Source organism: Cytobacillus sp. FSL H8-0458 (genome assembly GCF_038002165.1).
Classification (GTDB): domain Bacteria; phylum Bacillota; class Bacilli; order Bacillales; family Cytobacillaceae; genus Cytobacillus.
The window spans coordinates 1,433,999-1,446,446 of sequence record NZ_JBBOBR010000001.1 but is presented as its reverse complement, the minus strand read 5'-3'; the positions used below and the strand labels follow the sequence as shown (position 1 = coordinate 1,446,446).

Genomic DNA, 12,448 nt, shown 5'->3' with positions numbered 1-12,448 from the left:
TTAATTATTTATAAAATCCAAGTGTAATAATTTCATATTTTTCTGCTTCATATTGATCTTCTCTTTGGTCAGTTCTAACTTCTAAAATAGTACTCTTATAAGATTGATAGTCCTTTATGGAAGCATTTAGGCTCTTTTTTTGTTCGGTTGGATTAAACCAGCGGACCATCAAATGATCCCGGTCCTCCGCCATTTTCATTGATGACCATGCAAGTCCGTTTGCTTTAGATTTTACGAATTGATTTGTTGTTGGCCATTCCCCTTTATGGATGCTTGGCTGCACCACAACTAGCGATACCTTGTATTGGTATGCATCGACAAAGGCTTGTGATTCCAGAACATCTTTTTCATGCGGCAATACTTGCCACTCTGCAGTTTGGATACCTAAGCATTGCGCTTCAGGTGTCGGGAAGTAGCCCCAGTCCCCAAGCTCAGATGTCGCACGAAGCACAGTTACCGCAATAGTGCCGTCTACCGGAAGGATTTCATATTCTTGCAGACCATCCGTTGCCACCGTTAAGCCCATTCTCTCATCCGCTAAACTGCTAAACCTCTGCTGGTGATGACAAAAACTGGGGTTTTCCCATTCATTCTCCGGCACATTCGGACGGGTAACAATTTCAAAAATACTGTCAGCTTTATGTGTTTCTGTCTTTAAACCGGTAGGGAACAACACCCGCAGACGATGATCGGTTGCTTGATTGTCGATCGTCAGCTTAAAGGCTGGACCTTTCATCCCTTTTGCCAGTGTGACAACAGTTCGAAGATTGATTGCAGTCATTTCACTTGATCTGCCCGCTTCTCTTTCCTTATGCCAAATTAGTTGATTCCGTTCAATGGCTAAGCGGTCATCTGCAGACGCTGGAATCGATAACGTTTGGGTAAACTCAAGAACAGTTCTAAGTGTGCTTTTTTCCAGGATTGTAAATTCGGCTGCAACACCCTTCGTTGTGATGGGGGCATGGCCCTTTGCTTCCTTATACATATATTCGTTTCCAATATCGCCAGTGTCCTCGTAAATACCAAGACGGTGGAAGGACTCACCGGTTTCTTTATGCATTAAGTCAAAACTTCCATCCTCATGGAACTGTATATGGACATATTCATTTTCCATTTCGATACTGCCTGTTTCCGCTTCCATTTCTTCTGGCTCTATCAGTTGCACAGGAGACTCTGCCGGCACAAGGTAGAATGTTTTATATCCAAAAGAAGGGATGCCTTCAGCGAAAAATGAAAGCTTTGCACGCTTAGCGAAAAACGGCTGGCGGAATTTGTCCTCCGGTAAATCATAGCCAAATTCTATAACAGGTTCGTCTTGCTGGAAGAGGACAGTCCTGCCCTGATCATCGATCAGCTTGTAATTTAGTGTTTCTTTTTCCTTTAGGTAACCTGGTATTTTTTCAAAATGCATTTGTGAAAAATACACTCTTTCAAGATCAACTACTTTTGTAATGACGTCATTTTTCTCCCACCCTGTTGTATTAATTACAACAAGCGGAATGCCGCCTTCCGGTGTTTCCGATGTATCGATTTTTTCTGTCAGCTCTATGGCCTGTTCCGTCACAAATACATCAGCCATTTGTGCTACTGTTTCAAAACGGGTGACCATTTCACGGTGTACCTCATCCACACTGCAGCCGCAAATGCTGTCATGCGGATGATTCTTCATCAGTGATTTCCACATGAAGCGTATATACTCACGCGGGTAGATTGTCCCTGTTAAATAATTCATAGCCGCCAGCGGTTCAGTAACTTTTTCCAAAAGCGTTTGACAATAATTATTCCATTGCTTCAAATAAATCCGGCTTGATGCCGTGTTAACAAGTGTGGACCAGCCATCTGTCCGCTGGTTGCGCAATTCACCTTCAATAACTTGAAGCTCTTTTGGAAGAGCCTGCTTTAATGCTTCCGTATATTCATTAAAACTGGAGTGCTTAAATTGAAACTCCGGGTAAAGAGCAGCTGCGGTTTCAATCGCCTCCGGAATCGTCTTTTGCAGCGGCTGATGGTCACAGCCATTCATAAATAAAAGTTGATTCGTGGACGCATATTTCTCCGCGTCTTGGAGCTTTTGATCCCAGAATACCTTTGCTTCTTCTTCATCAACCGGGATTTCATTCCCGTTTGAATACCAATTGGCGAAAAGAATTCCAAGGACGCTTGAACCGTCGGGCGATTGCCATAGCATCTCGGAATAAGGTGATTCAAAGTTTGGCGTGTCCGAAACAGTGTTATTAAAGCCGGTTGGTTTAACGCCGCGCCCAAAGGCTGCTGTATCAATGCCGGCCTGTTTTAAGATTTGCGGCGCCTGGCCGTAAATGCCGAATGTATCAGGGAAGTAGCCGATCTTTGCGGCATGGCCATAGGCTTTCGTATCATTCAGGCCGATCTGCAGGTTGCGGATATTGGCTTCAGAGCTTGTTAAAAAAGCATCCTGCAGGATATACCATGGGCCAATATAAAGCTTTTTTTCTTTGACCAGCTGTTTGACGATTTCACGATTTTCCGGATGAACAGCGAAATAATCCTCTAACAGTACTGTTTGTCCATCGAGGTGAAAAGATTTAAAGTCATTACCTTCCTTTTTAAATTGGTCAACCAAATTGTTCATGAGTTTAATAAAGTAATAGCGATGTTTCTCAAAAGGTAAATACCATTCTCTGTCCCAGTGAGAATGAGATATAATATGGGCGGTCTTCTTCATAAGACTCCCCCTCCTTCGATAATTTATAAATTATAGCGAAAACGCTATCATTTTTTTATAATATACTTCTTCCATTACCTACAATAAAAAAACAAGCCCCATCCCGCAATAGAATGGCGGCAAGTCATAAAGATATTACAGTGGATATAAAATTAGTCCATTGAATTGAGGTGAGGGGCGGACGAGGGGACAGGCTTTCTGTTCCATACAAAAGGGACAAGGAGCCTGTCCCCTTGTCCCTGCAATTACTTCTTCAACTGCTGCATACGCTCCATAGCCTCTAGCAAACGGTCATAATTAGTGACTTGTTTTCTGAGTGTTGGATGCAGTTTGTTGTAAGCCACTTTACATTCATTAACAACATGCTTATCAGCGATAGTTAAGTCGTTAACATCCGGCAAATTATTGATTTTATGAATTACCTCGGTTACCTTCTCATTAAGGTAAGCCGCGCTATACCTTAAGCTTTCTCGCTCATCTTGGGATTGAACAGTATAATAGATTCTTCCAGCTTCTGCAGTCCCGAAATCCAGCTGATCAAATGTGATGGTTCCATCTCTTTCAGCTGTCTTCTCTGCTAAAACATCCTTTGCGGACAAGGATTTATATAAGCGAACCGTTTGGCCTTCCTTAACTCTTTCAATTGTAACCTGATCCCTCGCGCCAGCACGATTTTCTGGTGTCACAAAATGCATCATAATGTTTTCTGTTCGTGGAAGAGCCGCATTTTCAAACAGCTGCCATTCATATATCCGAATCGCACCCCATGGAGAGGTTCCGCTATTGTAAATTTGCAGCTTGAATTCTCTTGCGGTCACCGGCTGATCTAAAACGATATCCGTCACTGCTTTTGTATTACCGGTAATCCTTTTTGCGCTGATCCACTCGCCATTATCATTCTTGTAAAGCAATTCAAAATCCACGGTATTCATGTTGCTTGCTTCCCCGCCATATTCCGCATGCTCCACACGCCAGCGACGGATGGTTTTCTTCTCGCCAATATCGATCGTCATGTAACCAGTTTTGGCATTAACCGCACACCATTTACTGTTACCAATAGCCGTGCCATCTAAAGCTTTCACTGCAGGCTCCGCATCATTCTCCGCTGATACACCTGTTACTTTTGCATGAAGGGCCAGATTCGGTGAAGTAGGATTAACTTCGAACTCTGTTGCATCCGTACCCATACCCCAATCAAACTTAACTTCAGCTGCTTCGCCGCGCACATAATCGTGATTAACCGGGACAACCTTCAGAGTGGTACTGTTATCATTCGATGCGTTTTTCACAGTTCGGGTAATATTTGGAGTATAGAAATAGTTATTCGGCGTTACACCTAAAAGTGTTTCCGCTCCATCGGCATTCTCTTGATACATCTCATAGTACAAGACATTTTCTTGGTCAGCCCAGCTTAGGCGTGCCTCCGCCTCAAATGCTGTCCGAGGCATCTTTTCTAAAACTTTCACATTTGCAGGCTTCGTTAATACCGGTGCCTTTGCATCATAAACGGATAGCTGGCCTAAATGAATGGAATGGTTGTCCAATTTCTCTTCATTGCTTACTTTCAGGCTTAAAGCATACGCTGTTTTTCCAGCATCCTTTCCAAGGTCAACAACTGCTGTCTGCCACCCATCGCCCGATTTAGGCAAGGAATAATATTTCATATTATCCTGTGCATAATCTTTACTATATGCCACACCAAGTGACACATCAGCGTCTGTTGGGTTTTGATAGACCACTCGAATCTTTGTTGAATCATTAACATTCAGTTTTGTACTGTATAACAAAGTGTCATTGACAGAGCCGGCATCAAGTGAACCGCTAAATTTCAGGGAATTTCCGCCATTATAGGCTTTATCAAAGTCATAAGATACATTGATTCGGCTTCCTGCATGACGGGTCCACCAGCGCCAAGTCGGCATGATGTCCTGGATGGAGCGGTTATTCCACTGTAGTTCACTTGCAATTTTTCCATTTATAAAATATTGTTTTCCATGTCCGCTATTAAAATTGGTGGTAAAAGGCATTTTCTCAATGACAGATGAATCGGTCACAAACCGTGCCATTCCTTTCCAATTGGCGGAATCATCTGCAAGTGATGGATCCCCCTGCGGTCCTGTCCATAACGTTTTCTCTTTTTCATGAAAATCAGCAGGATCCTTGGCCAATCCCATTGTTGAGTTTGGTGTATAAAGTGCGATGGAAACCTTCGGCTGCTTGTTCTCATCCAGCAGGGCATCTGTATTAACCTTTGTATTATACGAATTGGCCTGCAGTTCAAACCCCGCATAAGCATCAAAAGGACTGCGGTTATGTCCCTTCATGGTCTCGACGGTCGTATTAATCTTATCGGGTGTCCAGTTATAGTTTAAAAAGAACTCATCAACTGCATAGACTCCATCTTCCGCTGGTTTTACATACATGTCATTCTTGCTATTGATGGAATCCTGGTAGTTAATATCACCATTATTATCTTGAGCATCGTACCAGCTGACATTCAGTTTGGAATTTCGCTTAATATAGCGCATCATTTCATTCATGAGTTCCGCCGTTTCCTTGCTGACACCATATGTTTCCTGATTGAAGAAGTACCCGTCAAAACCGTAATATTCTGCAATTTCAATCATCTTGTCTGCCACAGGGAAACTTCCATCTGGCTCCTGTTTGGTAAACTTCTCAACTTCGGCAACCCCATCAGCTGACCGGCCCCATGGGAAACCGAGCGTCGCATAGACGGGAACACCATTGCGATGAGCGGCATCCACAATGTCCGGTGTTGGGATGGCAAAGATTCCTTCATTCGTTCCAGCCCAATAAATATAGGAATCCAGCAATTGCCAGTTGTCAAAAGCGTAGACATTGAATTCATTGCTTCCGACAGAACTTGCCTCATCGTGGTTCCAAGTAGTAATCCCAGCATTAGTAATACCTGCCTTTGGACTGGCCAGCGGGTTTATCTGGGCACCTTTAAAACGGTCTCTATTGAGGGGGACGCTGGCTCTGTTTAACTCTGCATCCGGATCATTTTCAGGTGACCACTTCAGCAAGGTTTCTACTCTAAAGGCCGGCGCCAGCGGTTTTAGACTGAGATGGTCCGCATAATTCTCATTCACTGCATCAGTCCCGTCCCCATTAACATCAGCCTTTACCCCAGGAGCCCCCATTGAACTAAGTAACATGAAGGCAGCGGATGCAGATAACATCCGAGTATAAAACTTATTTCTTGTTCTCCTCATAGTATCCTCCCTTTTCAAAATTTCACTTCCATTTTTGGAAGCCCTTTCAATTATTATAAAATTCAAACCTCTTATTAAATAGTGGACTATTAATAGATTTACTGTGAAAATTAAAGGACAAATCATCTATCAAAAAATCAGAGAATGTTCCCGCCCTCCTATTTACCTGCACTTTAAATCCATTATAGTAACATTTAACTAAAACAGATGCTTACATTGTCACCTGGAATGATTAAACGTCTAATTTTACAAACTGTTACAGGTGATCAGTTTAAAATCGGAACTATTACAAAAGGGGCCAACTCTCCCCTGCATAGAGCTGTAGAGAGTTGGCCCCTTTGATTTCATGCCAGTATTAAAAAAGTATCGTCAAATACATATTATGGAGATGGAAATCCATGAACCTCAAATTCATAAATTCTTGCGGCCTGATCGCCGCCTTGGGTTGGTTTATCAATCCATAATCGCACATAGCGTGCCGTAGTTAACGATATGCTTTGCTCGGAAACAGCTGCGGTATTGTCCATTACTTTCACAGCTTCAGTCCAGGTTTCACCGTCCCTACTTACCTCAATTCGGAATGCCCGGGTATTAAAGGCCTGCGGCTCCCCGCCTGCTTGTGCGTGCCGAATAAGGAATTTAGAAATAGCATATTGGTCACCAAGATCGACCTTTACCCAATGAGGTGCATCTCCTAATGCGCACCATTTACTGTTAACGGTTCCGTCAAAAGCATATTTGGCCGCTTCCGACGGTGCGCACTGCCCGCTGGAAACTGCCGTCTTATTCAAAGCCACATTTTTAAGATTCTTAGCAGCTTCAGAAATGGTAATCATCGCTTCTTTCGTCAGGACACTTTCACCCTCGCTATTTTTCGCGATTAAGGTAACAGCGTAGACTCCTTCTTGATCATAGCTGACAACCGGATTATCTTCTTGACTGTTAGACGGTGTTCCGCCTTCAAAATGCCATTCCACTTCTTCCGTTACTTCTGAAGAGGCATTGAAAAATTGAATTTTCTCCCCAGGTGCTGCTACGGTTTTATCCGCACGGAATTCCGCTTCAGGCTTTGGATATGGCGGCCATTCGAACGCTGCAGTTTCTGGGTCGCTTCGTTTGAACTCTTTATTAACGGCAACAATTTCTAATTCGGTACTGCTTTCTTTCCCATTTCGTCTTAGATTGGAAAGGTAATATACATGGTTAGGTGTCGCACCGACAAACTCTTTATCATTGTTTGGCAGCTTGCGGTAAATTTCATAATGGCTCACATTGGAATCTGAAGCAGGCTCCCAGGCAAGGGCTGCATCAGCATAGATTCCTTTGGCAAACTCTTTTTGGCTTACCTTTGCCTGCTTGGGAGGATGGATCGCATTGTGTTTCGCCTGCTTGTTATATACTTTGATTTCACCAATGTTTGTCGTGAAATCCTTAACTTCGCTTTCACTTTCCAATAATAAAGAAATGGCTGCAATCTTTTGACCGCTATATTTTTTCAGCTTAAAAGAATCGGTGACCCATTGCTGATGACTTTGTTTTTTTACATCGAAAAAGACAAAGTCATCAGGATTGTCGCTGAAGCTGACTCCAAGCTTCATGTTTAGCTTTTTCAAATCAGATTTGTATGTTAGAGCGATCTCAGTATCTTTTTGAATCGGCAAGTTTGTTTTATAGAGCTTTAGGTGGGTTGGGTTTCGTTCATCAATTGTGCCGGAAAGCTTCAATGAGCTTCCGCCATAAAAGGCAGTATCCCAATCGAATTCAACGTCAACAGCCTGTCCGCCCTCTTTCAGCCAGCGCCAAGTCGGCAGGATATTCTGCATACTGCGGTTATTCCAAGATTCCCCGCTTACCTTTTGACCATCGACAGCGAAAAATTTTCCGCTCCCTGTATTAAAATGAGTGACAAAGGGCAGTTCATCAATAGCTGTTTTAGCTGTGAAATAATGGGCCATTCCTTTCCATGTGCCGTTCTCAGTTGTTGCCGCAGGATTTCCTGAGTTTCCTACCCAGAATTCATTTTCCTTTTGATAAAACTGTTCCATAGTTTCTGCTGTTTTAAAAGCCCAATCGGGACGATAAATTCCTAAAGAAGTTAGAGGGGCTTTGCCCTCAGGGAAGATTCCTTGCCACGGAATATTCGTACTCGTACCTCTGGCCTCTACATCAATGCCAGTCAACAGATCATAAGGACTTCTGCCAAGTTCCTGCGCTTTGCTGGAGGAGGACTGCTGATCGCGCCACCAGAAGTTTAAAAACATGCTGTCTGAAACCCTTGTCTTCCCGTCTTGTAAAAAGCTGCTGTTTTTATCTGTCAAGGCATTCTGCCAATTGATGCGTCCATCATTTGTCATCGAGTCGTACCACATGATGTGCATATCCTTAGGTTTATGTTTCTGAAGATACACCAGGAATTGCTGCATTTTTTTCGCAGTTTCAGCATCTCCGCCTTCGGTTTCCTGGTTAATGAACCAGCCGTCAAACCCAAAGTAATTAGCCGCTTCGAGCAACTTGTCTGCTGCAGGGAAGGATCCATCCTCACGCTGGGTCAGCATTTGGTTTATCCATTCAACCTTCCCCCCATATACAGTCGGAGGAAAGAAAACATTTCCTAAAATGGGCACTCCGTTTTTATGTGCTGCGTCAATCACATCAGCACTTGGCGGGACAATAATCCCCTCACCAGCAGAACCTGCCCAATACACCATCAGGTCAACATATTGCCAATAACTGAATGTATTGGCAAAGAAGTCCTTCCCTCCTTGAGAAGGTACACCGCTTGTATTTGGATTAAGAGCGGACAAAGCAACCAACTTTGCTTCTGACTGTGCACTATCATTGACCCCGTATAACACTTCCCGTTTGGCTAATGGAATTTGGCTGCGATTAAACAAAGCATTGTGATCCTTCTCCGGGGACCATTTCAATAGCTGCTCAGGGTACCAATAAGATGATTCTGGCTGTTTAGCCAAACTTATATTTGGCGTTAACAGAATCAAACACAAGCCGAAAAAAACCGCCATCAAAAAATAGCTCTTTTTCAAAAAAAACATTGTTTCACCTTCCCGTTTCAGTTTTTTATAATGAAGCTTTTAAAAGCCGGCTTCCACTTACTCACAATCCTTCATAGCAGAGAAAGAAAGCGCTGTCAAAATTGTCGTTACACAGGTGTCATTTTGCCAATCATTTCTTTTACCATATCCGGGAGCCATTTCTTAAGTCAATAAACTATAAGCAGGTTGTAAAGTTTTTCAACTATTTCTAAAATTTATCCAAATAAATTCAACTACTTAAACATGGAATCGTTACTTGCTCTGTCTCCTCTAATAAAAAGCAGCTGTATTCTGGAGAATAAAAAATTAAAACCGAGTGAAGCAGACACTATGACATTTTCCGTCAATAGCCCCTATTCACTCGGCTTCTTGAATTTAATTCACTTTAAAGGATGTAATTTGCCTGGCCCTATCCAACCTCTTATAATGGGACGCTGCCCCCTGTTTGAATATAAACTCACAGGTCGCTAGTTGGTGTTTTCTGTGGATATAACCAATACGACGTCGTTTTCGATTTGAATCGTGGTGCCAATCTCAGTATTATCTCGCAGCCAGTCATTCGCATGGATGCTTAGGACATAGCCGTTTTTCGGGATGGCAGAATTATTCCCACCTCTTTTTATGACCTTACCATCTTCTGCCGTAATTTCATACCCCCAAGGGTTTGTTCTTGTGGTTGCTCCGTATGCTGGAGTATACTGAATCAATTGGCCAGCTCCACGAGATTTATTCACACCATCTAATAAGCGATAATCGACCACATCAAGATTCCGCCACATACTATCAATTAAGAACGGCTTAATAACCTCTTTGCCAATTTCCTGAGGTTGCTGATATGCCTGTATCATTAAGGTTTTTAAGCGCTCTTTATAGGCATTTGCCTCATCGGTCTGCCTGTTTTTTTCCGCCATTAAATAGCTGACAGCCACTTCTCCTGCTTCACCATAGACGTTAAGATTCTGCAGATAATCATCAATGGCCTTTAAAAACTCTTCATCATTAATGTCTTTGCGAGCAGTCTCAGGAATTTGCTGCAGCTTTTTAAATTCAGTGATTAACCGCTCGGCTTCCTGGCTGCTATCCTCGCCATCATAAGCTATACGGAACTGGTCAATCACTGGCTGGAGTGTCAGCTCTAATGGTGGTACCACTAAGGCACTCCTAACTAAGAATGGTTTGATGACACCCTGCCCCACTTTTTGAGGGATTTGCTCAGATTGATTGAATAGGGAAATGAGCTGTTCCCTGTAAGCATCAGCCTGGCCGGTTTGACCATTTTTCTGAGCCATTACATATTGAACAGCCACTTCTCCTGCTTTGCCGTAAACACTTAATTTCTCTAAATAAGGTTCTATTTCCTTTAGAAATTTTTTATTGTCCATCTCCTGCTGAAGTTTAGCCGGAGCCTGCTGCAACTTTTTAAATTCAGCGATTAACTGATCTGCTGCCTGATCGGCATCACCTGCTGCATATGCCTTCCAGAATGCATCGATCAATGGAGTTAAAGTAAGCGACTCTGCCGTATTAATGGGTGAAGAAAACATATTCTCCGCAACCGTTTTTAGCGTTACTGCACCTTCTCCGCCAAAGGCTTTTATACTGCGTTCCCAGGATTCTGCCGGACTATATGCAGCTGGGTTCCACGTATAATCTGCAATCGTATATAAAGGTATCTTGGAGGCTTCAGCCTCGTTCATTGGATTTGCCGTTAACCCGACTACCCCATGACTGGCCAAATTCGAATCACGTCCAACAATCGGACCGAGGAACAAGCTATTCCTGTCAAAGTCGTTGACTGGATAATTATCCCATAATAACATATCATGCTTAAATACTCCGTTAACCTCATCTGCTTCTTCGGCCGTGACCTGTTCTGACACAACCTTTTGACCTGTCCACATCACAACAGTATCGTGGTCGAGTAATTCAGCAAATCGATCACGGTAAGGGGTTGGTCCATTTCCGGTATAGTCTGTCGGAACGGTAATTAAACGCTCAGCTCCTTCATGTGTTTGTATAAATTCCTTCGTAAAACGATTCAGCAAATAAGCGTGAGCGGCCCCCGCTGGATTTGGATCATTTCCAAAAAGATCCTTATCCTGCTGACACTTTAAGCTCATATCAATATCATCCAGAAAAATCGCATAGGAACGCACACCTAAGTCCCACACCGCTTCCATCTTCTTTTTCAGCAAGGCGAAATCCTGATCACCCGAATAGCAGATGGATTGACCAGGTGAAACCGAGAAGGTGAATTTCACATGATTCTCTTTGGCCTTATCAATGAGCTCCTTAATTCTTGCTAATTCCTCCTTCGGATATGGATCCCGCCAGTTCTCACGGTGATAAGGATCGTCCTTCGGTGCATAGATATAAGTATTTAGTTTATTCTCACCGTAAAATTCCAGCTGGCTGAGTCTGTCTTCATGGGTCCATGGAGGACCATAAAATCCTTCAATGGAACCGCGAATCGGCATTTCCGGCCAGTCTCGGATTTCTACCTGGGGAAACCAATCCCTGCCTTTTTGTTCCTGAATCAATTTCGAAAAGGTCTTTGCTGCATAATAGGTTCCAGTCTGATCTTTTCCAGCGAGGACTATTTGTTTTTTACCATTGGTGCTGGATGCCAGGACATACCCTTCCTTCTTCAATTCTTCCGGGCCATCAACACTCATTTGTTCCAGCACGTCCACGGCTGACTGGTTTTCAGCAGGGCCGCCAATCCAAATCGTAACAGGCGTTGTGACACTTGTATGATCGTTATACCGGATAACCTGCTTTACTTCAGCAGCTTCCAGGGCCTGAACTACCTCTCTAATCGCATGTTCATCGGTATTTTCCCCTGTGACAATTCCCACTTTTGGTGTGAGAGGAAAACCATTGCCTGTCATTTTAGCCTCCTGGGGAGTCGGATTAATAGATTTAGTGACATCGCTAGCTGCTGATGCAGTATTAGCACCTTCTATTATAGAATAACTTAACAATAGACTAGTAGTAATCGCCAGCGCCTTTTTCCAAAAAGTGGATCCATTCATTCTTTTTGAATTCCTCCTTTTATAGTATTTGTTTAGTATTCTCTGTTCCAAAGATAATCGTGGCTGGATTTGTTTTTGCCGCAACCCTCCTTCATTTATTGGCTTTACTAGATTTCTTCCAGGAGAATAAAAATGGCATGGAAAACAGGCAGGAGAATGCTCCCGCTTTGTTTCCCATGCCTAGTATGATCTAGTAACATGAAACCCTTATTTATCTCTTATACTAAAACGCATACATGTGTCCGTCAATATATTTTTGAATATTCAGCAAAAAGGACTCACAAAAGAATTTCCACTAGTCAGAAAGACCCGGTGGCGAAATTCAAGTCATACAGCAAGCATCACAAATAAAAAAACATTTTAAGCCGGTTCTGTGACAATCATTGTAAACAGCCCCTATCCACCAAATCAAGGCTCGGC

Annotated in this window: 4 protein-coding genes; all 4 read right to left on the bottom strand. The window is 43.0% G+C overall.

The features are described from left to right. Nucleotides 1-4 precede the first annotated feature (4 nt). The 4 genes from NYE23_RS06995 to NYE23_RS06980 all read right to left on the bottom strand — a co-directional run bounded on the left by NYE23_RS06995 (nucleotide 5) and on the right by NYE23_RS06980 (nucleotide 12,028). Nucleotides 5-2,704, bottom strand: a complete 2,700-nt coding sequence (locus NYE23_RS06995; protein WP_341076564.1) for an alpha-mannosidase — start codon at nucleotides 2,702-2,704, stop codon at nucleotides 5-7. Between the two features lie 245 nt (nucleotides 2,705-2,949). Next, on the bottom strand, nucleotides 2,950-5,940 hold the full coding sequence (locus NYE23_RS06990; protein WP_341076563.1) for an endo-beta-N-acetylglucosaminidase: 2,991 nt from the start codon (nucleotides 5,938-5,940) through the stop codon (nucleotides 2,950-2,952). Between the two features lie 380 nt (nucleotides 5,941-6,320). Next, nucleotides 6,321-8,993 (bottom strand): endo-beta-N-acetylglucosaminidase, encoded by a 2,673-nt coding sequence (locus tag NYE23_RS06985; protein ID WP_341076562.1) that lies wholly within the window; start codon nucleotides 8,991-8,993, stop codon nucleotides 6,321-6,323. A gap of 467 nt (nucleotides 8,994-9,460) precedes the next feature. Then, a complete protein-coding gene (locus tag NYE23_RS06980; RefSeq protein WP_341076560.1) occupies nucleotides 9,461-12,028 on the bottom strand; it encodes a beta-N-acetylhexosaminidase family protein in 2,568 nt (855 codons plus the stop codon). Nucleotides 12,029-12,448 lie beyond the last annotated feature (420 nt).